Source organism: Methanococcoides sp. AM1 (assembly GCF_900774055.1).
Taxonomy (GTDB): domain Archaea; phylum Halobacteriota; class Methanosarcinia; order Methanosarcinales; family Methanosarcinaceae; genus Methanococcoides.
Genome location: NZ_CAAGSW010000004.1, coordinates 263,260 through 287,346, shown reverse-complemented (window position 1 = coordinate 287,346; position 24,087 = coordinate 263,260). Strand labels below are relative to the sequence as shown.

The 24,087-nt window shown below is 43.1% G+C and carries 23 protein-coding genes; 16 read left to right on the top strand and 7 right to left on the bottom strand.

The window, feature by feature from the left end:
- Positions 1 to 112: 112 nt before the first annotated feature.
- Genes E7X57_RS08505 through E7X57_RS08490 form a run of 4 tightly spaced genes read left to right on the top strand, consistent with a single transcriptional unit; the run spans position 113 to position 3,280 of the window.
- Positions 113 to 1,252, top strand: coding sequence for a methanogenesis marker 9 domain-containing protein (locus E7X57_RS08505; protein WP_135612539.1), 1,140 nt, complete (start codon positions 113 to 115; stop codon positions 1,250 to 1,252).
- The gene (locus E7X57_RS08500) at positions 1,242 to 2,213 is read left to right on the top strand and encodes a triphosphoribosyl-dephospho-CoA synthase (protein ID WP_135612538.1); all 972 of its coding nucleotides are present in this window, start codon (positions 1,242 to 1,244) and stop codon (positions 2,211 to 2,213) included. Before E7X57_RS08505 ends, E7X57_RS08500 begins: the two co-directional genes overlap by 11 nt.
- Complete coding sequence (locus E7X57_RS08495; protein WP_135612537.1) at positions 2,213 to 2,809, top strand: DUF447 domain-containing protein; 597 nt, start codon at positions 2,213 to 2,215, stop codon at positions 2,807 to 2,809. Before E7X57_RS08500 ends, E7X57_RS08495 begins: the two co-directional genes overlap by 1 nt.
- A 3-nt stretch (positions 2,810 to 2,812) precedes the next feature.
- Positions 2,813 to 3,280: a nucleoside deaminase gene (locus E7X57_RS08490; RefSeq protein ID WP_244603653.1), complete on the top strand. Its 468-nt coding sequence runs from the start codon at positions 2,813 to 2,815 to the stop codon at positions 3,278 to 3,280.
- On the opposite strand, the gene E7X57_RS08485 is transcribed toward E7X57_RS08490, so the two are convergent.
- Positions 3,281 to 4,186, bottom strand: coding sequence for a tetratricopeptide repeat protein (locus E7X57_RS08485; RefSeq protein WP_167880953.1), 906 nt, complete (start codon positions 4,184 to 4,186; stop codon positions 3,281 to 3,283).
- A gap of 330 nt (positions 4,187 to 4,516) precedes the next feature.
- On the opposite strand from E7X57_RS08485, the gene E7X57_RS08480 reads away from it, so the two are divergent.
- The 8 genes from E7X57_RS08480 to E7X57_RS08445 all read left to right on the top strand — a co-directional run bounded on the left by E7X57_RS08480 (position 4,517) and on the right by E7X57_RS08445 (position 11,937).
- Positions 4,517 to 7,036, top strand: coding sequence for a PAS domain-containing protein (locus E7X57_RS08480; RefSeq protein ID WP_135612535.1), 2,520 nt, complete (start codon positions 4,517 to 4,519; stop codon positions 7,034 to 7,036).
- A 160-nt stretch (positions 7,037 to 7,196) separates the two neighbouring features.
- On the top strand, positions 7,197 to 8,042 hold the full coding sequence (locus E7X57_RS08475) for a hypothetical protein (RefSeq protein ID WP_135612534.1): 846 nt from the start codon (positions 7,197 to 7,199) through the stop codon (positions 8,040 to 8,042).
- Between the two features lie 216 nt (positions 8,043 to 8,258).
- Positions 8,259 to 8,612, top strand: a complete 354-nt coding sequence (gene rpl7ae, locus E7X57_RS08470) for a 50S ribosomal protein L7Ae (RefSeq protein WP_048194001.1) — start codon at positions 8,259 to 8,261, stop codon at positions 8,610 to 8,612.
- A gap of 22 nt (positions 8,613 to 8,634) precedes the next feature.
- Complete coding sequence (locus tag E7X57_RS08465) at positions 8,635 to 8,850, top strand: 30S ribosomal protein S28e (protein WP_135612533.1); 216 nt, start codon at positions 8,635 to 8,637, stop codon at positions 8,848 to 8,850.
- A gap of 5 nt (positions 8,851 to 8,855) precedes the next feature.
- Positions 8,856 to 9,044 (top strand): 50S ribosomal protein L24e, encoded by a 189-nt coding sequence (locus E7X57_RS08460; protein ID WP_048194005.1) that lies wholly within the window; start codon positions 8,856 to 8,858, stop codon positions 9,042 to 9,044.
- Positions 9,045 to 9,057: 13 nt separating this feature from the next.
- Positions 9,058 to 9,507 carry a nucleoside-diphosphate kinase gene (ndk, locus tag E7X57_RS08455; protein ID WP_135612532.1) on the top strand — a complete coding sequence of 150 codons (450 nt, stop codon included), beginning with the start codon at positions 9,058 to 9,060 and terminating at the stop codon, positions 9,505 to 9,507.
- Positions 9,508 to 9,669: 162 nt separating this feature from the next.
- Positions 9,670 to 11,445: a translation initiation factor IF-2 gene (infB, locus tag E7X57_RS08450; RefSeq protein WP_135612531.1), complete on the top strand. Its 1,776-nt coding sequence runs from the start codon at positions 9,670 to 9,672 to the stop codon at positions 11,443 to 11,445.
- An 84-nt stretch (positions 11,446 to 11,529) separates the two neighbouring features.
- The gene (locus E7X57_RS08445; protein ID WP_135612530.1) at positions 11,530 to 11,937 is read left to right on the top strand and encodes a 30S ribosomal protein S6e; all 408 of its coding nucleotides are present in this window, start codon (positions 11,530 to 11,532) and stop codon (positions 11,935 to 11,937) included.
- A gap of 199 nt (positions 11,938 to 12,136) precedes the next feature.
- Here E7X57_RS08445 and E7X57_RS08440 read toward each other — a convergent pair whose 3' ends face one another.
- From E7X57_RS08440 to E7X57_RS12510, 4 genes are all read right to left on the bottom strand, one after another.
- Positions 12,137 to 13,429: a hypothetical protein gene (locus E7X57_RS08440; RefSeq protein ID WP_135612529.1), complete on the bottom strand. Its 1,293-nt coding sequence runs from the start codon at positions 13,427 to 13,429 to the stop codon at positions 12,137 to 12,139.
- An 18-nt stretch (positions 13,430 to 13,447) separates the two neighbouring features.
- Positions 13,448 to 14,296 (bottom strand): 26S protease regulatory subunit, encoded by an 849-nt coding sequence (locus tag E7X57_RS08435; protein ID WP_135612528.1) that lies wholly within the window; start codon positions 14,294 to 14,296, stop codon positions 13,448 to 13,450.
- A gap of 335 nt (positions 14,297 to 14,631) precedes the next feature.
- A complete protein-coding gene (locus E7X57_RS08430; RefSeq protein ID WP_135612527.1) occupies positions 14,632 to 15,201 on the bottom strand; it encodes a hypothetical protein in 570 nt (189 codons plus the stop codon).
- On the bottom strand, positions 15,201 to 15,356 hold the full coding sequence (locus E7X57_RS12510) for a hypothetical protein (RefSeq protein WP_167880952.1): 156 nt from the start codon (positions 15,354 to 15,356) through the stop codon (positions 15,201 to 15,203). The genes E7X57_RS08430 and E7X57_RS12510 overlap by 1 nt, the downstream gene beginning before the upstream one ends.
- Positions 15,357 to 15,526: 170 nt before the next feature.
- On the opposite strand from E7X57_RS12510, the gene E7X57_RS08425 reads away from it, so the two are divergent.
- From E7X57_RS08425 to E7X57_RS08415, 3 genes are all read left to right on the top strand, one after another.
- The gene (locus E7X57_RS08425) at positions 15,527 to 16,813 is read left to right on the top strand and encodes an SPFH domain-containing protein (RefSeq protein WP_210409051.1); all 1,287 of its coding nucleotides are present in this window, start codon (positions 15,527 to 15,529) and stop codon (positions 16,811 to 16,813) included.
- Positions 16,814 to 16,954: 141 nt separating this feature from the next.
- Positions 16,955 to 18,745 carry a PEGA domain-containing protein gene (locus E7X57_RS08420; protein WP_135612525.1) on the top strand — a complete coding sequence of 597 codons (1,791 nt, stop codon included), beginning with the start codon at positions 16,955 to 16,957 and terminating at the stop codon, positions 18,743 to 18,745.
- A gap of 229 nt (positions 18,746 to 18,974) precedes the next feature.
- Positions 18,975 to 20,270 (top strand): tetratricopeptide repeat protein, encoded by a 1,296-nt coding sequence (locus E7X57_RS08415; protein WP_135612524.1) that lies wholly within the window; start codon positions 18,975 to 18,977, stop codon positions 20,268 to 20,270.
- A gap of 118 nt (positions 20,271 to 20,388) precedes the next feature.
- Here the strand turns inward: E7X57_RS08415 and E7X57_RS08410 are convergent, their stop codons facing one another.
- Complete coding sequence (locus tag E7X57_RS08410; protein ID WP_135612523.1) at positions 20,389 to 21,735, bottom strand: MATE family efflux transporter; 1,347 nt, start codon at positions 21,733 to 21,735, stop codon at positions 20,389 to 20,391.
- Between the two features lie 178 nt (positions 21,736 to 21,913).
- Here E7X57_RS08410 and E7X57_RS08405 point away from each other — a divergent pair, with 178 nt between their 5' ends.
- A complete protein-coding gene (locus E7X57_RS08405; RefSeq protein WP_135612522.1) occupies positions 21,914 to 22,306 on the top strand; it encodes a co-chaperone YbbN in 393 nt (130 codons plus the stop codon).
- A 116-nt stretch (positions 22,307 to 22,422) separates the two neighbouring features.
- On the opposite strand, the gene E7X57_RS08400 is transcribed toward E7X57_RS08405, so the two are convergent.
- Entirely contained in the window at positions 22,423 to 24,066 is a 1,644-nt protein-coding gene (locus E7X57_RS08400) for an AMP-binding protein (protein ID WP_135612521.1), read from the bottom strand.
- Between the last annotated feature and the right edge of the window lie 21 nt (positions 24,067 to 24,087).

Sequence of the window (24,087 nt, the reverse complement as noted above, 5' to 3'; positions counted from 1 at the left end):
GATTCTCTTGCTCTCTGTATATATCAATTTGTTCTGTAACGTTACATTAATATGGAACTACTTTCTTTTACAGCCCAAATTAAGCTAAATAAACCTTAATGAGGCTATTATTGTGAGTGATGAACTTTTTGATCTGCAGATTGGTTATGTCAAATTCAGCAACCCTATAGCCCTTGCGCCAATGGCGGGTGTTACCAACAGTGAATTTGCAAACAATTATGCAAAGAATGCCGGTCTTGCTGTGATCGGCGGATATAATCTGGATGGGGAGACGAATATAGCGGCTAAGGCGCTTGTTGAGAATGGTCGGGATGAGTTCATAACCGATACTCCGCTGGAATTTTTGGAAAATGAAGTTAAAGCTATCAACATTGATGGTGCTGTGGCCTTTAATGTCAGAAGTACAACCCTTGAGCCATTGCTCAAAGCTGCTGAGGTCATAAAAAATGCCGGCGGGATCCTTGAGCTGGATGCCCACTGCAGGCAGGATGAAATGGTATCCATCGGTGTTGGTGAAGCACTGATGAAGGACATGCCAAGGCTTGCAGACTGGATATCTAAGATCAAAGAAACAGGTGTTGTTCTTTCTGTAAAGGTCAGGGCAAATGTGGTCGACGATATAGCTCTTGCAAGGGCCATCGAAAATGCTGGTGCAGATATACTTCATCTGGATGCTATGATGGAATGCGCAGGTGCGGACCTTAGTGCTATACTGCGTGTCCGTGACTCTACAAGGCTATTCCTGATAGGCAACAATTCCATTCTTGATTTCTACGATGCTAAAGAGATGTTCTCAAAAGGTGCTGACATGGTCTCTGTTTCAAGGGGCGTGCTTCAGGACCCGCATCTTATTGATCATCTCGTTGAGGAAGTGACCCTGCTTCAGGAGCAGATCGGCTGGTACAATTCACCAAAGCATGTCTGCCGTGGTGAAGGGGATCTTAGGGGACTTGCATTCTGTTGTCTGCCTGTTAAACCATGTGCTGTGCACAACAAGGCAGGGCAGCTTGGATACAGTCCTAAGGAATTTGCCAATATCAAGATGGAATTTGCAAAAGACACCCCTCTTGAATTCGGGGATAGTACCTGTTTTGGCAGTCTTGTTTGGTGTTGTAAGATCTCAAAACCCTGTTATTTAAGGGATGGAGTTCTTGATCTGCTTGATCTTTCTGCAGCAGATTACATGAAACTGAAGAAAGACCTTGCAACTTATATACTAGATAATGCTAAAAAACCTGTGAATGAATTTTAATTATCATGGGACAACAGCCAATGGACTGAGCTGTAACGGGAAGTCTGCAGCATCATATATTGCGCGTTGTGCCCAGCTTGCAATGATCCTGGAGGTCTCAGCTTCTCCGAAACCTGGAAATATTGACCGTCACCATGATTACGATGACACCAGGTACGAGCACTTCCTTGCATCTGCTGTAAGCATCTATCCTGTAATTGAAGATGCATCCGGAGGATGCACTGGTATTGGTGAGAGCTTAAAGAACGCTGTTTGCCAGAGCAATTCCTGGCAAGCTGGTGGTAACACCCATTTCGGTGCATTTCTTCTTCTTATCCCGCTATCTATGGCTGCAGGGGATCTTCTGGAAAATGACGGAACCTTTGATGTGGACAGGCTTGTCAGTCGCGCCCATGAGATCGTAATGTCAACGAATACAGACGATGCCCTGGATTTCTACAAATGTTTCAGTTCAGCAGGGGTGCGTGTGAATGATGTGGATGAGTTCGATCTTCAGGATGAAGGGTCGCTGGGCTCATTGAAGGAAAAAGGGGTTACATTATACGATCTGATGGTAATGTCACAGGGGTATGATCAGATAGCCAACGAGTGGGTCAATGGGTTCAAAACATGCGCATATTGTGCACAGACAATAAATCGCTTAATGACCGCTTCTGATGATGAAGATTCTATCCCTGATATTAATCAGGTCATCGTTTACACATTTTTGAAGTTGCTTTCTGAAAATCCGGATACGTTCATCCAGACAAAGACTAATATAGAAACAGCGGAAAATGTTTCTATGCAAGCAAAGTATATTATTTCAAAAATAGAGAATAACGATTACAAAATGTCTTTATTCTGGGGAGACATCGAGAGTTTCGATGAGGATTTACTTGATAAAAGGTTAAATCCTGGATCTACGGCAGATATGGTAATAGCAGGCATTTTTATAACGTTGCTTGGGGGCTTGAGATTCTAATGGCAAAAATTGATCTTGATACGTTTGGTATAAATGAAGGCATAAGTGAAATGATAGTGACCACCTATCAGGGTTGGTCTCCAAATGCTGCTCCAATGGGTATCATTCGTAAGGGTGATGAGTTGCTTGTACGACTTTTCAAAGGCTCTACTACATATAGTAATGTCCTGGCAGAGCATAGGCTTGTGGCCAACCTTGTCTATGATCCCCTTCTTTTTGTGCGCACCACGTTTGGTGATATCGATAATTCTGAATTTGAAGTTTTCACTCACGATGAACGTGGGTTTGCAGTACTCAAGGACGCAGTATCATGGGCCGTTTTTGAGTGTGTTGACATGAAGGAAACACCTGAGGCGATGGTGGCAAAATTAAAACCTCTCCATGCGCGGATGAACAAACATGTTTTTAGGTCGGTAAACCGGGGATTTAATCTCGTTATAGAATCTTGTGTGCATGCTACACGCTACGAGCTGACAAATGATGAAAAATACATGAGGCTTATCAAGGCTTATTCCTGCACTGTGAACAAATGTGGCGGTAAAGCTGAAAAGGATGCAATGAAGTTTCTTCTGAACTACCTCGAGGGGAAAAAGTAACACATGTCTGATAACTTCATGGAAATTGCCGTGGAGGAAGCACGCAAAGGCATGCAAAATAATGAAGGTGGTCCTTTCGGAGCTGTTATTGTAAAGGATGGAAAGGTCCTTTCAAAGGCACATAACAAAGTGCTTGGCACCAACGACCCCTCTGCACACGCTGAAATAGTTGCGATACGCGAAGCTTCTTCAATTCTTGAGACCTTCGACCTTTCAGGTTGTGAACTATATGCTACTACCATGCCCTGTCCAATGTGCCTTTCTGCCATATGCTGGGCGCGTATAAGGAAATTATATTACGGGACCAGTACCGATGAAGTTGCTTCCATAGGGTTTGACGATGGCATGATCTATGATATACTGAAAAAAGGTGCTTCGCCATCCGTATTGGAAAAGACCAATATCGAATGTGAAAGCTGCCGCAAATTGCTGGTTGAATGGGAGAAAAAACCTGATAAGATGATGTATTGATCACCTATCGGTCTTTGGTTCATATTCAAGCGTTTCTTTTGCTTCTTCCTGCCTTCCAAGTTTTAATAGTATCTCTGCTTTGTTCTCACGTGCAGCGTTGAAATCCGGTTCAATGTGAACTGCATTAGTGAAAGCCGTTAATGCATCTTCATCCCTGCCGACATCTGCCAGACAGTTGCCCAGGCAATACCATGCATCAGGGAATGCTTTTTTTATTTCGAGTGCGCTTCTGTATGCTTCGATAGCTTCTTCCTGCCGTCCCAGCTTATCAAGAGTATTTGCTTTAGCATACCACACTCCTGCAGCATTTGTCTTTAATGTGGGGTCGGGGTCTATGTTCAGGAGAGAATAGCGTGGGAACTCAAAATTCATTATGCCTGCATATTCGATGGCTTTTTCATATGCTTCAAGTGCATCTTCAAAGCGTTCGATTTGATAGAGAGCATTCGCCTTGCAGTACCATGCATCAGGCAATTCCGGTTGCATCTCAATGGCTTTATCAAGGACCTCAAGTGCCTCTTCATATCGACTGATGCTGAACAGAACAAAACCTCTGCTGAATATGATCCTTGGATCTTCGGGACTTTTACTTAGTGCTTCATCGATGATCTCAAGTGCATCTTCAAATCGTTGAAGTTTAAAAAGAATAAAACATTTGTTGAATCGGGCATCTCTTGCTTTTTTCTCGATCCTCTTTGCTTCATCTTCCATATCACTTTCCAGCAACATTTGCTGCGTCTCTTCCAGCATATCTGCAGCTTCATCATATTTTTCCAGTGCTTCTTCATAACGTGCCATTTCAAAAAGAACGTAGCCTTTTCCAAATATGCTCTCTGCTGATTTTTCCATCTGCTTTAGCTTTCGCCTGTAAGATGTTTGACTAAAGATATCCTTGAAAATGCCCATAGGTTGAATTAGAATAAGGCTGTTGATATAGTTTTTGCAGAAGGATGTCAGTTTCATGTAATGTTGACTGTGATCATCCCGTTAGCTTTAGTTATCCTGTTAACCATGGCTATAGCATCAATTGTCGTTTTTTGACCTGTTAAGGTAAATTCTTTTCTAAAATATAACATACTTATAAAAAACAAAATGATTTTTTGTATGTTCTTTGTATTAATGTATAAATAGGTTCATTATCTAATATATATCTACAAATTTATTGGTGTTGATCATATTACTGCCAGAAAAACGAATGAAAATAGGGCAAAAATACCTTTTCTTGATGCAGAATCTATGGAAGAGGTATTTTCATCTGTGGTCAACTCAAGTCCTGCAGTGGTCTTTGTCTGGAGGGAAGATGAAGGCTGGCCTGTGGATTTTGTTTCTGAGAATATTTCTCAGTTCGGTTATGATCCGGAGGAATTTATTTCCGGTAAACTCCGATATGTTGATATTTTACATCCTGATGATGCGGATATGGTCATGTCCGAAGCATCCTGGCATGTTAGCAAAGAAGATACAAGCTTTGATCTAAGGTATCGTATTCTCACCAGATCAGGTGATGTCAGGTGGGTAGATGAAAGGACATCTGTCCACTATGACGATTCTGGTAAGCTCAAGTTCTATCACGGGATAGTTGTTGATATAACTGAACAGAGAATGGATGATATTGCACTTCTGGATGGTGCACTGGAAATGAAGAACACGCTGGAATCGGTCATAAATTCCAGTCCGGTTGTTGTTTTCTTATGGCGTGCTGAAGATGACTGGCCTGTTGAGTTCGTCTCGAAGAACATTGATATGTTCGGTTATTCAGTGGAAGAGTTCACCTCGGGGGAGCTTGTTTATGCTGATATTGTGCACCCGGAAGACATCGGTCGGGTACGTGCAGGAGTTTCTAAATCGACTGAAGGTGGCTATTCTGATTTCTTTCAGGAATACCGGATACTGACAAGGTCGGGTGAAGTTCGCTGGGTGGATGAGAGGACACATCTTCATCACAATTCAAAGGGTGAGGTCACATATCTCCAGGGTATTATAGTTGATATCACCGGGCGTAAGAAGATCGAAAATGTGTTGCACACAGAGGAACTGCGTATCGAAGCGGTGCTGAATCTTTATCAGATGACCGATTCATCTGTTCGGGAGATCATGGATTATTCTCTGGAAGAAGCAGTAAAGCTGACCGGAAGCCATGTTGGATATCTTGCTTTTGTGGATGTGGATGAATCTACAGTTACAATAGACTCGTGGTCCGGAGAGGCGATGAAGGAATGCTCACTCATGGTTAGGGATGCCGGATCTCATTTTGATCATGCTGGTCTCTGGACTGAATCTCTAAAGCAGAAACTTCCTATTATTATCAATGATTATTCTGCAGATAATCCTTCGAAAAAAGGCTATCCTGATGGGCATATGGCTATTACGAGATTTCTGAGCATTCCTATATTTGAAAGGGATCATGTTGTTGCCCTTGTTGGCCTTGGCAATAAATGTGGGGATTATGACCTGTCAGATGTGAGGCAGGTAACACTTCTGATGAATGGGATGTGGAATATCCTATTACACAAAAAGGCAGATGCGGAACTTCGTCGCTCCCTTGATATTCAGAAGATCCTGGGTGATGTGATCAAAAGCAGCCCTGCTGTTGTATTCTTATGGCGTGCCGAGGAGAACTGGCCTGTTGAGTTCGTGTCTGAGAATGTTGCCCAGTTTGGTTATTCTGTTAATGATTTTATTTCGGGTAAGCTTGTATATGGTGACATAGTCCATCCATATGATCTGGAGCGTGTGCAAAAAGAGCTTGCCAAGAGGGTGGATGCAGGCTTCATGGACTTTAACCAGGAGTATCGCATATTTACTAAGTTCGGGGACGTGCGCTGGGTTGATGAAAGGACGTTCATAAAACACGATGAGACGGGGAATGTAAGGTACTTGCAGGGTATTATCGTGGATGTTACGGATCGGAAACATTCTGATGATTTCATGCATGTGCAACTTGACCTTGACACGGTCCTTAGTTCTGCTAATACAATTGAGGAAACCTTCGAGCAGATGCTGAGCTTTAGCCTGAAGGTCGATCCTGTGGATTCCGGCAGATTCTATCTTCTGGACGAAGTAACAGGTGATTTGAAGCTTGTTGCACACGAAGGCCTGTCGGAGCGTTTTGTGAAAGATACTTCCGTTTTCCCAAGGAACTCTGTCCATAACCGTTTGGTCATGACCGGGCAGCCAGTTTATAAACATCATTCCGAACTGAATGCGATCGGTGCCGGGGAAAAACTCCAGTATGAAGGTCTTCATGGTACTGCCATTATTCCTGTGAAGCATGAAGGCAATGTTATAGCAGCGCTTTGCCTATCATCACACAGTGAATATGAGATCCCTGATAATTCACGCAGTTCCCTTGAAACGATAGCTAACCAGATCGGTATTGCTATCTCCAAAATGCGATCTTCCTCTGGTATTGCTCAAAAATATAAAGATCTTCGATCCCTTGTTGATATGATGGACGATTTGATGGTCGTGATGGATATGGACGGGTATGTCCTTTATGCTAACAAGGCTGTAGCAGACTGTCTGGGATTTTTGGAAGATGATCTTTCTGATATGCATTATCTGGAACTGCACCCGGATTCCGAATGGGATCGGTTGGATTCTGTTCTCTCGAAAGTAAAGGTGGGAAAAACGATCGTTTTCGAAACATCTATGGTGGGTGCTGAAGGTCCTTTGCATAAAGTTGAGTCAAGGCTTATGTGCAGCGAATGGTCCGGTCAGCCCTGTGTTATCTCTACCTCCCGTTTTCTTGATTAAGTTCGCTCCATATTGCGACCGAATAAACTTCAAACTGGCCTTTTTTTGTTTGTCGGGGCAAAACAAAGAGCCTTATATATGAGTATGTAGATAGGATGTTCCAACTTTTAAAAAAGTGCTTTTATTAGAGCACTTCTAATATTTATCCTGGAGTGTATAAATGAATCAGAAATATATAGCGATCTTTTTGGCGGTCATTATGGTAATGTCCATACTGCCTTTCTTTTTCACTGGAAATTCGAATCAGGCAAATGGGGACAGTTCATCTATAGAAGCGGCCAGCTTTGATTCCATACCTGGCAAACACGTGGATTACGAATTGAACTCTATTAGTGACGGGCTTGCGGTAACAGCTGAAAATGCTGTTGCTGTACAGTATTTTGATATACAGGCTATTAGAGGCACTCCTCTTGAGTTGATCACAGGAAATACATCACAGCTTGATGGCATCTATGGGGCACAGGTAACTAAGATGTATGCTGCAGAATATGCTGATGGAACATGGTTCAATATGCATGAGATCTCTCCGCAAATCGTGGCATTCCAGTATTACTTGTCACCAGATCTCTACAATGGTTACCAGCTTCTGTCTCGTGGCAACGATGCGTACAATGTGGTCGGTGAACCAATGTTATTGGGTGAGAAAGATCAACTGGAGTCTGTTCTGGATGCAATTGAAGGCGAATCTACACCAACTACCGAGTTTGATCGTATTCTTGAATTCGTAGAACCGGGAGCTGAAATGCAGCGTTTGCTTGTAGTGAATGATGGTTTTGCGGATCAATACTATGTTGGAATGAAACTTGAGGATGATATGTCATACTCAAGGACCGCTGTCTACCTGAACCCAACAGAGGGTACTATTAACAATGTAACATCCTTTGCAGCTAACAGTTCAGACCGTGCTCTCTTTTATGATGTCTATTCAGAGGATGACATCCTGAAAGTTACTGTGAGTTCCAATGTTTCGAACTTCTATTCTCTGGCTATGGAGCCTGCATGGTGAGATCCCGTCTCACCTTTTTTTCTTTATCGATATATTTTCTGCAATATGCGTTGTATTTTGGCGCAAGCTATATATGTGACTGTGGCGATTCATACCAAATACTTCGGCGCATGTAAGTGTTGTTCCATTCGGGAAAAATAACTTGCTGCGTTAAGTGAATTACAATGAATAATGACAAGCCGCAACATAAGGTGCGGTTTCGAAGGAGAATTTAATATGGCAAAATTTGACGTTCCTGACGAATTAGCAGATAAAGCACTTGAAGCAATCGAACTCGCAAGAGACACCGGAAAGATCAAGAAAGGTACAAACGAAGCAACAAAAGCTATCGAGAGAGGCATTACAAAGCTTGCTGTCATTGCAGATGACATCGAGCCAGCAGAAGTTGTTGCTCACATTCCTGCTCTTTGCGAGGAAAAGAACACACCATACATTTTTGTAAAACAGCAGAAAGAGCTTGGTGCAGCTTGTGGCATAGGTGTCGGCTGTGCAGCTGTTGTGATCACTGATGCAGGAAAGGGCGGCGAACTTGTAGAAGACGTTGCACAGAAAATCAGTGCACTCAAATAAACGATAACCGGAGGCATCTCAAATGGCAGAGGATGATACAGGCTTCGCAGCCGAGGTTATCGATGTTATCGGTAACACTGGTATGCATGGTGAAGCAAGCCAGATCCAGTGCAGGGTTCTTGAGGGTCGTGACAAAGGCAGGATCATTACAAGAAACTGTGTCGGTCCGGTAAGGATAGGCGATGTTTTCATGCTTATGGAGACATCAAGAGAGGCTAAGAAATTAACTACCAGGTGATGATAATGGAACAGAGAAAGTGTTCATTCTGTGGTGAGCCACTTGAGCCGGGAACCGGCTTGCTCTTCGCAAAGAAAGATGGTTCCTCCTATTATTTCTGTTCTTCAAAGTGCAAGGGTAACTTTGATCTTGGAAGACTTCCAAGGCGTACTGTCTGGACAGAACAGGGTAGGATATACCTGAAGAAAGCATAAGCGGGTGTTTCTGATGGAAAGAACTTATGTTATGATCAAACCTGATGGCGTTCAGCGCGGTCTTGTCGGAGAGGTCCTTTCAAGGATCGAGAAGAGAGGACTTAAGCTCGCAGCTTTGAGGATGAGCGTAATGGACGAGGCTACTGCAAAGGATCACTATAAAGAGCACACCGAGAGGCCATTTTTTGGTTCCCTCGTTTCATATGTGACCTCAGGACCATCCGTCTCAATGGTTGTAGAAGGCAAGGATTCTATCAAGATCATGCGTGCCGTCAACGGTGCTACAAATCCTGTAGAAGCATTACCTGGCACCATTCGTGGTGACTTCGCTATCGAGACCGGAAGGAACGTTGTCCACGCATCAGATGCTCCTGAATCAGCAGAGCGTGAGATCGCTCTTCACTTTGAAGAGTCTGAGATCACAGGCTATTCCAGGATCGATGAAGGACAGCTTTACGAGTAAGCCTAAAGGATCGAACCATCGATAACTGAATGATATTCTGAAGCGTCGGGTCGGGCCAGTTCCGGCCTGTCGTGGATGTCATATTCAAAGGGTCATATTGGCCCTGGATATATTTTTTATCACTGATCTGATCAATAAGATAATTCCAAAGGGAGCTGCACTATGGCTGTAAAGGATGACTTAAGAACCCCTATCGTATGTGTAATGGGGCATGTGGATCACGGAAAGACCTCACTGCTCGATAACATTCGCGGAAGTGCGGTTGTGTCCGGGGAGGCTGGTGCTATTACCCAGCATATCGGTGCAACCGAGGTTCCTATAGGCTCCATTGTGGAGAAATGTGGAAATCCCGGTTTACTGGACCAGTTCATTGTTCCGGGCCTTTTGTTCATTGACACTCCTGGTCATCACGCTTTTACGACCCTTAGGAGTCGTGGCGGGGCTCTTGCGGACCTTGCTGTTGTTATAGTGGATATTAATGAGGGCTTCAAGCCCCAGACCATTGAAAGCCTGCACATATTGAAGCAGCACAAAACTCCTTTTGTAGTGGTTGCCAACAAGATCGACAAGATCCATGGCTGGAACCCGCAAAAAGATTCTCCTTTCATGGCATCCTACAACAAGCAAAGCGAGCATGTAAGGACCAGTCTGGACAACAAGTTCTATGAAGTTATTGGTGAGCTCTATAATCATGGGTTCAGCTCGGATCGATATGATCGCGTAGCCGATTTCCAGCATAATGTTGGTGTCATACCTATCAGTGCTATTACCGGGGAAGGAATTCCTGACCTCTTGATGGTGCTTCTGGGACTGGCACAGCGATTCCTGGAATCCAACCTGCATTACGATGCAACAGGTCCGGGTGTCGGAACCGTACTCGAAGTAAAGGAAGAACGTGGGCTTGGAACCACTCTTGATCTTATACTTTATGACGGAACACTGAAAAAAGGCGATACGATCGTTGTTGGAAGCCTGAATGAACCTATACAGACAAAAGTGCGTGCAGTGCTGAAACCTCGTGTCCTTTCCGAAATTAATGTGGAGGATAAGTTCAAGCAGGTCAGCAAGGTAACTGCTGCTGTTGGTGTAAAGGTCTCAGCTCCGAATCTCGATGGAGCTCTTTCAGGCGGTTCTGTGAGGGTAGCAACTCCTGAGACACTTGAGACGGTTGTTGAGGAAGTTCGCAGTGAGGTTGAGGACGTTCAGATCGATACTGACCAGAGCGGTATAAGCATCAAAGCAGATACTATCGGATCTCTTGAAGCTCTCGTAAATGAGTTGAAGAAAGAAGATATTCCTATTCGCAAAGCAGATGTTGGTGATATCTCTAACAGGGATATTGTGGAAGCTTCAGCTATTGAAGACCCATTCCACTCTGTGATAGTTGGATTTAATGTTAATATTCTTCCTGATGCAAAGGAGAAGTTACAATCTACAGGTGTCAAACTGTTCATGAATGATGTCATCTATCGTCTTATTGACGATTATAAGGACTGGATCAAAGAGCAGCGTGCACTTTCTGAGAAGACCATCTCCGAGACCATCATCAAGCCTGGAATGTTCACCATCATGCCGGATTGTACGTTCAGGCAGAGCAAACCGGCTGTTGTAGGTGTAAGGGTCATTGGTGGAGTTGTCAAGACCAAGGTAGATGTAACCAATGAAGATGGCATTGTTGTTGGTACCATAAAAGGTCTTCAATCCCGTGGGGAGAATGTTGGTGAAGCACGCACTGGAATGGAAGTTGCTATGAGTATCGAAGGGCCAACCGTGGGAAGGCAGATACACGAAGGCGACGTCCTGCATGCAAATATACCTGAAAGACATGCCAAGATCCTTGAGCATGAACTTTACGATTCACTTTCGGCGGATGAATTAGACGCAATGGATGCATTTCTTGAGATCAAAAGAAGGGACAACCCCTTCTGGGCGAAATAAATATAATATATATGTCTGTTAGACATATACCAGATCAAATTAATTAAACAATAGATAAATATTACTAATATTTGGAGGCAAATCATGGCAGATTTTAAAGTTGTAGTTTCAGATCCAAAAACCAAGACCTACCAGTTCGATATCACTGGTGCTGAAGCAAACCAGTATATCGGTAAGGCTATTGGCCATACCGTAGATGGTTCTACAGTAGGTCTGGATGGATATACCCTGACAATCACAGGTGGTACCGACAACAGTGGTTTCGTAATGAGCCCTGACCTTCCGGGTTCAAAGAGGCAGAAGATCCTTATTGCAAGAGGCGTCGGCTATTCAGCAAAAGCAAAAGGTGTACGCCGCCGAAAGTTCCTTCGTGGAAGGGAAGTTGCAACAGATGTTACTCAGATCAACACAAAGGTTACTGCATACGGTGACAAGACCATTGAGGACATCCTCGGTGGCGGTGCAGAAGCTGAAGCACCTGCAGAAGAGTGATTATTTCACTCTTTCCTATCTTTTTTTAATTTAATTTATTTTTGATTGCTTAACTTTAATAATTTAACTCGTTTAATTTAATTCATTTAACCCAATAGTTAAATCTATCAACAAGTTCATTTCGTTAAAAAAAGTAATGCATCAATAGTTATGTCCGATTGATTGATTGTGCTGTTAATTCTTTATACCTGACCTTGCATTATTTTGATCTTGTATATTTTGGTGAGTCCAGCCCAACATCGATGAGCACTTTCTTCTTGACAAGGCCGCCTATAAATTTTTTAGCTCCGCTCAAGTTAAGCCCGGAATATTCCATAACATCATCGAGGCCAAAGTATTCTTCATCTTCAATGAGTTGATCTACGATCTCTGTCAATTTAGTAATGTTTCCGTTTGAGGAATGCCAGAATGCGAATTTACGGTTATTTTCATCAGTTTCATTATAGGCAAGATCGTCTTCCGCCAGATCGTAGATGAAAAATCCCAGTCTCTGATGTGAATATGTTTTTACCCAGTCCTTTATGCTTTGATCCCAGAAGCTGCTGATAAAGCATAGGCTCATATACTGGTTTTGTTCGATGGTACTTGCTTTTGCCTGTATCATCTCGATGATATCTCTTTTATCATCTATGGATTTCCAGTAGTTATCGACAATAAGCATTGGGGATCTGAACCTACCTTCCTTTATGGTGCCACGGACACTTTTTTTTGAAAGCTCGACCTTCCATTGTTTGTCTGCGATGTATTCTCCATCATAGGATATCTCTGGATGATGTTTCTCAAATTTTTGCTCCAGAGCATTGATGTAACTGTAAAGTTTTGAAAGCGTTCCAGTATCGAGTTCATCTTTTTTAGCAGGGGTCTGTTCGTTATTCAGGGCCGAAGGTTCAGCTACAATATCATCGCTTGAATTGGTCCCGGGTTCGGAGGGATAAGTTCCAGATATTTCAGAAAGTTCAGTTTTGTCTTCTGCAAGATCCTTTTCCTCAGCTTCCTTCTGCTCTTTCTCTCTTAATTCTTTTTCCTGCCTTTCGCTTTCTTCCTTTTCGGTTTGCTTTTTACTTACGATCCTGTTCTCATATTCGCTCAGGTTCTTGTTTGTAAGCTCGATCCTGTGGCTAAATCCCATCTCCATTTTATCCACAAGGTCACTGATAGTAAATACGTCGACACTTTCGCCGGTAGTAATGCCATTCTCCACTTCCTGAAGCAGCATTCTGGATGTTTCTACGAATCTTTCTTCATTCTCATAGAAATCATCAATATTACCTTCGTGACTTCCGAAGGAGTCAAGTTCTTTCTTTTCAGCTTCTGATATCAGTCCTGTTATCCTCGTTCGAAGCTGTCGAAGTTGTGATGTAGCGGCTGAATCCTTTTGTTGATATGTCTTCTGGATCAGTTTTTCTATACGTGAATGCGTGCTCTTCAGGAGTTCATGCACTTTTTTCCTGTTCTCTTCCTGCAATGTTGTGGGATGGGATTCCAGATCCATATCGTTCACTCTCTGTTATCAGTGGAATAGCTCGCTAAAGACTTCCTCTTCGCCGCTCTTCTTTATTTCACGCTGTGCTTCGGAATACCAGCTGGTGATGGAAGGTTTCCTTTGTTCAAGTACTTTGATAAAATCATCCATCTTTATCTTCCGGGGCTCTGCGCCACGAAGTGCCTCTCCAAGGGGGATGTCAGCAGCTTCTTTGCAGATCGCTGAAATGTCTGCTCCGGAATATGACTCGGTAATCTCTGCAAGTTTATCTACATTAACATCAGCATCGATCGGTCTTTTCTTCAGATTGATCTTAAAGATGGCAATTCTCGCAGGAAGGTCTGGTTCCGGCACGAAAACGAGTTTACTGAAACGTCCCGGTCTGCGAAGTGCCGGATCTATGGCCCATGGCTCGTTGGTAGCTGAAAGGACCAGCAGGTTATCATCGGTTGTATCCACTCCATCCATCTGGGCAAGCAGTTCATTGACAACTCTTTTAGCATAGTCTTCAGCTTCACTTCGCCTGCCAGCAATGGAGTCGATCTCGTCAAAAAAGATGATTGCTTTCTCACATTCTCTGGCAGTGTCAAAGACCTTCTTTATGTTCTTCTCGGAAGCACCTACCCATTTGCTTACAATACTACTGGTTTTTACACTGATGAAGTCAGCACCGCACTCCTTTGCGGCGGCCTTTGCCATCATTGTCTTACCACAACCGGGGGGTCCGTGCAGGAGTATTCCTTCACCGGCTTTCTGTCCATACATCTGGTAGAGTTCCTTGTGTGTGAAAGGATATATTATCGCTTTTCTGATATCTTCCTTTACGGTCTCAAGGCCCCCAATATCAGAAAATCCGATGTCCGGCTTTTCTGTCATTATCAGGTCATCTTTTGATAATGATGATTCATCAGTGTCCTCTTTTCCCCCTCCTCCTGATCCGGAATACTGGACACCTGATCTTTTAAGTGACTGTGCTTTTGTAAAAAGGTGCTCTGCAAGATCACGCTGTGTATTCTTATCTGTTTTGTCAGTTGAGAGCTTTGAAGCTTCGTTGTAGAGCTTTGCCGACTTTAAATATAGCTCTCTTGCCCTCTCTTTCTCTCCTTCCAGTGTTTTGGCAGCTTTTGCATAGCCTCTAGCTTGCGCTGCCAGTGAACTTGCAGATTCCAGATTTGCACCTCCGCAGTGTTTGTCAGTAGGATCTCGGTAGATTATTCTGACTCAGCTATTTCTGATTCTATCTTCTTTGATAGTTCATCTTTGGATGATGTATCAGTGCTAAGTTCTGCCAGTAACTCAGACCTGAGTGAATCCTGTATTTCGCTGAGTTCTGAACCTCCGTTCATAGCGGCATCCATTGAAGAAGTCATCATACTGGTGGCGGTATTCACTTTTTCCATGGATGTACGGATATTGGTCACAGCCCCTTCAAGCTTTGATGTATCAAAACCAAGTTCTTTTTGCCATTTTCCGAGGTTATCTCCGATTTCAACTACTTCTTTTAGTCCGGTCTGCATTTCGATAACATCGGTCATGGACTGTGCCATCTCTACCATGCTGCCGATGGTATTCACCTGTCCATCGACCATCGAATACCTGCGGGAGGCTACCCTAAACTCCCTGTCGTTACCTTCCGAAAGAGCTTCCTTGGCCTTTGTACGAGCTGCTTCTCTCTTTTTGCCAAGTTCTTTTTCTCGTGCTGTCAATCTCTGTTCGGACATTGATAACTTTGTTTTCAGTTCTTCAGGTGATACTTTCTTGAATGGATTGGTGAATCCCATTATATTTCCTCCTCCATTTTCTTTTGTTTGGCATACCTTATACATATTTTCAATGCTTCAGACGTGTTGATCGCAACTCCTTCTTCAACAAGATGCTGAAGATATTGTTTGCTGTCTTCTGAGATCCTTGCACTTACTGGATATGAACGACCCATTTTATCTCCTCATGTTCAGGTTTTTGTTATTTTTGTTTTGATATAACTGCAGATCGATAGGTGGATATCTGCGATATCGTATGCCTATGTATACAATAGAAAACATTTTATATATTATTTGTCCAATGTTATTCTATAGCATATTGCCGGATGATGGAGGTATTGGAACTATGGCGTTCAAATGGAAGAAGGATCTTGATGATATTGCACGTGTTATCCCTAAGAAGAATGTAAAAGGTTTCTTCAGCAAGTCTATTACTCTCTCACCTAATGAGAAAGCTGTGATGATAAAGAATGGTGTAGTTGAAGACATCATTGACAGTGGAAAGATGAGAGTCGGTGGCCTGCTAAAACCAGGAACCTTACGCAAGGATGTGGATGTTGCTCTGATCGACACCTCCTTTAAGGAGCTGAGGTGGGAAGTTCCCGGTCTATGGACCCGCGATGATCAGGAAGTTGGGTGTGGAGGTATCCTGAGATTCACGATCAACGATTCAAAAAAGTTCTTTAACATGATATTCTCCTACACGGTTCCGGAGAAGAACGGGGAAAGAAATCTCTCTATCTTCGATATTTACGATCGCCTTGAAAGCGAAACAATAACCCGTGTCCTTGAACCGGAAGTTCATGGTGAAGATATTGAATCCCTTTATGGTAACCGTGATCTTCAGCTGAGATTGGAAAATGAGCTTGAAATGCAGCTTAAGGACACTCTTTTGTTATGGGGACTCGAGCTTGTAAAATACACTTGTGAGTGGGACTTTGGCAACTATGCTGTTGTGAGAAAGGAACGTAGTGAGTTCCAGGTTCGTGAAGAGCTTAAAGAAATGTCCGCTCTTGAAAATGAGGGCGATCTGGACCGTGACAGCCGGATAAATGTTGCAGCCACGAGGGCTGGATTTGCAGAAGAAACAGTAAGTGCAGCTCATTACAGGACAGAAGAGGAGAAAGATGCTCTTCATAGGTCAAGGATCTCACATATCGAGAATCAGGCCGATGCTGTTGAAGCAAAACAGGCAATAGATACTTTTTCTTCATGGAAGCAGGCAAATACCGGAGCCAAAAGGGATGATCTTGAACTTGATGAGGACATGAGCGACCGTAAACATTCTCGTGACATGGAATATCTGGGCAATGTTATGGAAAAAGGCGGTTCCGATGTTGCAAAGGTCATTGCACAGGGCCGTGAGTTCCAGAATATGTCTCCTGAACAGCTTGAAGCCCTTGCTAAAATGAAAGAAGCGGAGAACATTGCAAAAGAGGATAAGGTCCGGTTCATGATGGATGTTGAGGACCGCGAGCGTGAGGATTCATATCGCAGAAAGGAACTGGATGCGGAAATGATGGGTGCTGCACAGGCCCGCAGGACTCCGGGTGTAAAGAAATGCCCTGGCTGTGGCAGCACAGTCCCTGCAGAAGCACATTTCTGTGGTCAGTGCGGGAACAAGCTCGCTTAAATCCAGTGTTTAAGGGCAAATAATATATTTTCAAAAATATGCTTATAAGAACGATATCTATTATAAGTATAGCTTTGCTCCGGAAATAACGAATTACGATCAAATTTAACACAATATGATAGTTACCACAGGTGTACGATCTTGATAGCAAAACACGTGAAAATACTGATATTATTATCCGTTTTGGTCTTGTCATTATCCTTTGCAGGCAGTGCTTCGTCAACTCTGAACTATAATGTTGCACTCTCTGAGGGTGAATCTTTCTGGCTGGAAGATGGATATGTTCTTAATATAATTGATATTGATACGTACAATGACTATGCCCAGATCTCCGTTACATGGAATGGCTATGATGTTCACAATGCTATCTACTATGAAGGGGATTATTTCGATTATGACGACGACCTTCTTTCCCTGGAATTTGATATAGAAGACATCTATTCGGGATCATATGTTGACCAGATGGATATCGATGGTCTTTATATATTCTATAAGGATTTCTCACAAGGGACTATAGTGCTCTACTCAATTCCAAAAGGGTACGATGTCTATCTCAACAGTTATTATTATGACACAAGCGATGGCTACACTTTCATACAGTTAAGTAATCTTGAACCTGGTTACCATTCTGTAACTTTGGAATCATCAGGATATGATGATATGCAGGCAAGTTTCTACATCTCATCCGGTGAGGTCCAATATTATTCCGTCTCAGATTTTAGCAGATCTTCCAGCGGTGACTCTGACAGGATCGACCCCACATACTATGACGATTACGATAATAGTAACAATGGGGCTGGTGTCCTTCTTCTTATTCTTTCCTTCATCTTTGTGGTGTTATTCTTAAGGGGCATCATTAAAGCACGAAGGCGGAACAAGAAGTCTAAACGATCTGCAGCTGGTGGTTTTGGAGTTAGTCCTGCAAAGGTTGATCGTTCCTCAAAGACTGCCAGTAAGCCTGAGCCGGTAAAAGTTCCTGAAACAGTGACTGAAGCCGAAAAAGCTCCATCCATGCCCATGGGAGCTGGTGTCGGGAAAGCACCATCTTCGCCTTTGAAGGAAAGTGGCTCTATTGTGCTAAAATCTGCTTTCAACTACCGTGGCGCTCTTCTTCAATACAAAGTAAAGGTCGAGAACCATACTTCTGAACCGATAGGTGACATCAGAGTTACTCTTTTTGTACCTGATGTTTTCCTGCTAAAAGAGGCTGAGAAAACGATCTCGATGCTTGAACCCGGTGAAGGTAAGACAGTTACATTTGAGGTCCGTCCTACTGGTGAGTGTGGTGATTGTAAGATCTCCGCAGGCATTGATTACTATGATTATAACACAAAAAAGCGTAGCCATGTTGATCTTGAAGGCAAGATGGTAAGTGTGGTGTGTCCGGTACTTCGTGTCAGGCAGATCGATGAACCTTCCTGGAGGTCGGTGGTCACGACATTGATCTCAGCAGAGGAAGACTCCAAAGACCTTGAGATCCCTGCAGAGAACCTGTTCGATATTGCTACAAGAGTTCTCAAGGACATGAACATGTACATGATCGAGCCGGAGATCACGTCAACACCAAGTCTTTTCACGGGTGTTGCAAGGTTCTATGCTGAAGGGGTCAGCGGTCTGAAATATGCTTCCTATGTTGAAGTTGTAGGCAAGCGCAGATCGCGCCTTATATTGAGGGCATGGGCTGAAAAAGAAGATGCACTTACCGGCTTCTATCATAAGATGCTGGAAGAGATCGAAAAGAGGACCGATATCAAGCTTTTTGTTGATGAGGGGTCCATGCAATATAACATAAGAACTACCAATATCACTGACAGCCTTATCCAGCGCTCTACTATAGGTTCGGAACCTGAGGTCAGGAAGTGTCCGAATTGTGGAAAAGAAGTAAAGGATAATGCAAAGTTCTGTGAAGAATGTGGGGAAAGGCTGGACTGAACCGGCAAATAATTTCTTGTCTGAATCCACCATCCCTTATTTTTTTCTTTTTTTCACTGAAAAAGCATATAACTGATGCATTTGATTCTTATATGTTATTTACTTTATATATTTTATAATTTAAAAAGGTGGTTTGGTGTCAGAATATTTGGAGTTGGTCACAAAGAAAAAATGTGCCAAAAAAGCGCTGCTTTTACCAGCGTTAATTTTACTTCTATTAACATTATCAATGAGTTCTGTAAGTGCTTCTTCTGTAACTGAATGGGTGGCAAGCGGGAATGATATGCTTGATGAAGGGGACTATGAAGGTGCATTGAACGCATTCAATTATGCTATCAGCTTGCATCAAACACACTCGGCTGCATGGCTGGGTAAAGGCGATGCATATTACTATATTGGTAATTATGAGGAAGCTATAGCTGCCTACGACCAGGCTCTATTGTATAATCCGGATTCTATGGATGCATACGCAGGCAAAGCAGATTCTCTCATAAAGCTTGGAATGTATGATGAAGCATGGTCTCTCTATGATGAAGCAACTGCTATGGGTGATGATGATGCTCAGATCTGGTATAGAAAGGGTCGTATCCTTTATGAGTTCAGCCAGTATGGTGAGTCTCTTGAAGCATACGACATGTCCTTATCGATCGATCCGGGTTTCATCTATTCATATTCAGGCAAAGGCTATTCACTTCTTGAAATGAACAGGTATTCGGAAGCTCTCGATAATTTTGAATCGGCAATTGAGATGAATGAGGATTATCTGGTTGCATGGATAGGTAAGGGTGATGCTCTCTATGGTCTCGGACTCTATGAAGAAGCTATTGATGCTTACGATCATGTGATCGCAGAAGATCCGGGAGATGCTTCTGTTTGGTCAGGCAAAGGTTATTGTCTCTATGAGATGGGAGAATTCGAGGATTCAATAAATGCTTTTGATGAGGCAATAGCGATCGATCCGGGTTATGTTAATGCCTTAAGTGGTAAGGGTTTTTCACTCTTTGCTCTTGGCAATTACGAGGAAGCTATCGAACTATTCGATGCAGCAATAGAGGCTGACAGTACCTATGCAAAAGCATGGGCAGGAAGAGGGGATGCTTATTCTGAGCTGGGTTTTCTTGAAGATGCCCTGATATCTTATGAAAGGTCTGTTGAACTCTTCGCTGGAGATGCGGACGTACTTTACAACCTTGGTCGCGTACTATTTGATCTTGGCCGCCACGATGAGGCCCTTGCTGCTTTTGAATCTGTTCTTGAATTGGATCCTGAACATTCCCTTGCACTTATTGGTCAGGGATATAGCCTTTATGAGCTTGAGGAGTATGACAAGGCGCTGGAGGCATTTGATGAGGCATTGGTTATCGATTCTGAAAATAAAGTTGCCTCTGAAGGCAAAACTATGATCGAGTCTCAGGTCAGGATGGGGTGGCTAAGAAGCCCGCTTTCTGTAGCAGTACTTCTACTTGCTTTAGTAGTACCTTTGATATATTTCTATTACAGGAAAAGACAACAGAAAATGGAATGATGGCTATCTGTCCATCATTTTCACTTTTTTATTTGATTTAATCTAATTTATTTTACTTTTCATTTTAATTTATACTTGTCACGATCCTATTATTTCCTCTCTTTCCGATCTTGTGTGATCATGCTCTCATGCTGGTAATTTCTTTCCTCGTAATGAGCACTGCGACCACGCAGGCAAGAAAATCCGAGATTGGGAACGATATCCATATGCCATTAAGGCCGAAGAACAAAGGTAAGATAATTACCAGTGGTGGCAGGAATATTATCTGTCTGGAGAGTGTAACTGCAAGCGATCCCTTTGATTTTCCCAGTGATTGCAATAGTGCAGTGGCAACCACCTGGTAACCAATGAATGGCATCATAAGGAATGATATCTTCAGGGCTGTGATTCCCATGGATATAAGTTCGGGGTCATCACTGAAAACACGAATGATCTGCTCCGGTATCAGGAAAACTATGACAGTACTAACGATACACATTCCTGTGACAATATAATTCGAAAGGGAGACTGTCTTCTTGACCCTTGCATACTCGTTAGCTCCGTAGTTGTATCCTACTATTGGTTGTATTCCCTGTTTAATCCCTATAATTGGCATGAGTGTAAGCATGAATACCTTAATGATGATACCAAAGACCGCGATCGATATATCTCCTCCGTATAACAGTAAGCTCTGGTTGAAAAGAAGGAAGAGACTACTTTCCACTACATTGAATATGAATTCAGACATTCCGATGGAAATGGTCTCGCCAAGTATTCCTGTGTCAGGTATCATGTATGCAATAATAAAATCCAGCCTGCTCAGGCTGCTTGCATAATAGTAGGCAACCATGACACATCCGACCAGTTGTGAGATCACCGTAGCAATTGCTGCACCTTTTATTCCCATTCCGAACTCGAAGATGAACAGTGGATCAAGGATTATGTTCGTAACGCTGGAGACCAGCATGATAGCCATTGCAAACTTTGTATTTCCTTCTGCACGGATAGCATTGCTCATGGCTGCAGAGAATGTGAAGAATGTCGTTCCGATGACAATGTACCTGGTGTACTCGTTGGCAAAAGGGAGTACAATATCAGAAGCACCAAAGACCTTTAGCATGGGGTCCAGAAATATCAGTCCAAGAACTGTAAAGGCAATACTGGCGGTGACTACCAGTGTGACCATGTTGGCAACCGTTTTCTCAGCTTTTATTATGTCTTTTTTGCCCAGAGCTCTTGAGATTATGGATGAACCTCCGATCCCGACTCCCAGGGCGATCGCCATCATGAGGATCTGTACCGGAAAAGCTACGGATATGCCGGCGATTCCCAGCATGCTTTGTTCTCCAAGCCCCCTTCCGACAAAAATGGTGTCCACAAGGTTGTATAATGCCTGTACAAGCAATCCTACTATGGCGGGTGTTGATAGTTTGACTATGAGGTTGCCGATGGATTCATTCCCAAGCATTGCATCGTTCTTGTGCATTATATTTTATCTCTTTTGTTTATTGAAGGAATATGCAAAAAGAGAACTTCTTGTACTTATATTTAGTTGGACCTTTCTAAGGTCGATTGGATTAGAATTACTATCTTATAATTCTGGCAGGAACATCAAAAACAGTGACTATTTATTTTATTACTGCTATTGATTATGTGGGGATAATATGCAGGATGAACTTATCGTAGAAGCAACCGATGGAAATTGGGAAAAGCTAGTTGAAAAGGAATCACTTCCAGTCGTGGCAATGTTCTATCTTACTACATGTCCTCACTGCAAGGCAATAGAACCTTATTTTCGGGAGTATGCCGAAGAGTTCAGCAGATCCTGTAAATTTGTCAGGATCGATGCAGAACAGAGTCCATGGACTGCGGAAAGATATGGGGTAGAAGGAACACCCACTTTCGTATTTCTTTGTGGGGGCACTTTTTTGCAGGGTCTTGCCGGAGTATCTCATCCTTCAATGCTTAAGAGTAATATCGAGGATTTCATTAAAGATGGAGCGACATGTGCCTCTAACATCACTAAATTGAAGTACGATATCTCTTTGTATGAATGAAGGTACGAAAATTACAATGGATGTTAGAAAATCTTTCTAGTATGAAATATTGGATCAGAACTTTTAAAATAGAACATTAAAGGGCCTTTTGAGGACCCTTTAATAGATGTCGAATCTTACTTTTTCTTATTTTCCAGGAGTTCAACTGCCATATCGCGTAATTTGAACTTCTGAACTTTTCCACTGGCTGTCAGCGGATATTCCTTAACTATAAAGATGTTCTTTGGAACTTTGTAGCGTGCGATCTTTGTCAAGCTGTAATCCCGTATATCTTCAGGAGTAAGCTCAGAATCATCGTTAAGAACTACGAATGCACCTACTATCTCGCCATATTTCTCATCAGGGATACCGACTACCTGTGCATCCTTAATGCCATCAATGGTATAGAGGAACTCCTCGATCTCTCTTGGGTAGATGTTCTCTCCGCCGCGGATGATCATGTCCTTTATTCTTCCGGTAATGCGGTAGTACCCGTTCTCGTCCACTGTTGCAAGGTCACCGCTGTGTAACCATCCATCTTTATCAATGGCTTTTTCGGTCATTTCAGGCATCTTGTAGTAGCCTTTCATCACATTATATCCGCGGCAACATATCTCACCCTGCTCATTTGGCTTGACAATTTCCCCGGTCTCGGGGTCCACGATCTTGACCTCAATATGATCCATTGAGGTACCTACAGTACTCACACGGCGGTCAATAGTATCGTCAGTGCTTGTCTGGGTGAATACAGGTGATGCTTCGGTCAGGCCATATGCAATGGTTATGTCCTTGCAGTTCATATCATCAATGACCTTCTTCATAGCCTCTATCGGACATGGTGAACCTGCCATTATGCCGGTCCTCAGGGAGGACATGTCGAACATTTCGAACATTGGGTGTGAGAACTCTGCGATGAACATTGTAGGCACACCATAAAGTGCAGTACATTTCTCTTTCTGTACCGCAGCCAGTACTACGAGGGGGTCGAATAGCTCTATCATTACAAGGGTTCCGCCATGTGTGAGGGTTGCAAGAACACCGAGTACGATACCGAAACAGTGGAACAGTGGTACCGGGAGGCAAAGCCTGTCCTCTTCTGTGAACTTTTGTCTTTCACCGATGTAGTATCCGTTGTTGAGGATGTTCTTGTGTGTGAGCATGACACCTTTCGGGAAACCGGTGGTTCCTGAAGTGTACTGCATGTTGATTACATCTTCACAACCAAGGGTCGTCTTGATGCGATCAAGTTCATCTCTGCTGGTGTGTTTTCCAAGAAGCAACATCTCAGCGGTGTTGTACATACCCCTGTGTTTTTCCTGTCCTATGAAAATGACACTTTCAAGTTTTGGATATTCCTCGCTCTTGAGATTTCCTCTCTTGCAGGTCTTCAGCTCAGGCACCAGTTCGTAGATAGTCTCAACGTAATCGACATCCCTGAAGTGGTCAACGATCGCGAGCGCTTTCATGTCAGACTGTTTCATGACATAGGCAAGTTCATGGCTTTTGTATGCAGTATTCACTGTCACCAGTACTGCACCAATCTTTGCAGTTGCAAACATGAACGTAAGCCAGTCAGGTACATTACGTGCCCATATACCAACATGGTCACCTTTTGTTATCCCTATGGACAAAAGCCCTTTTGCAAGGTCATCGACCCTTTCATTGAATTCCTGGTATGAAAAACGCAGGTTTCGGTCAGGATAGGCAATAAAGTCCCTGTCAGGGTCCTTTCTAACCTGTTCCTCAAAGAACTCGCCAATAGTAGATTCAGTAAATAGCATGATATCAGGTCCTATAGATTC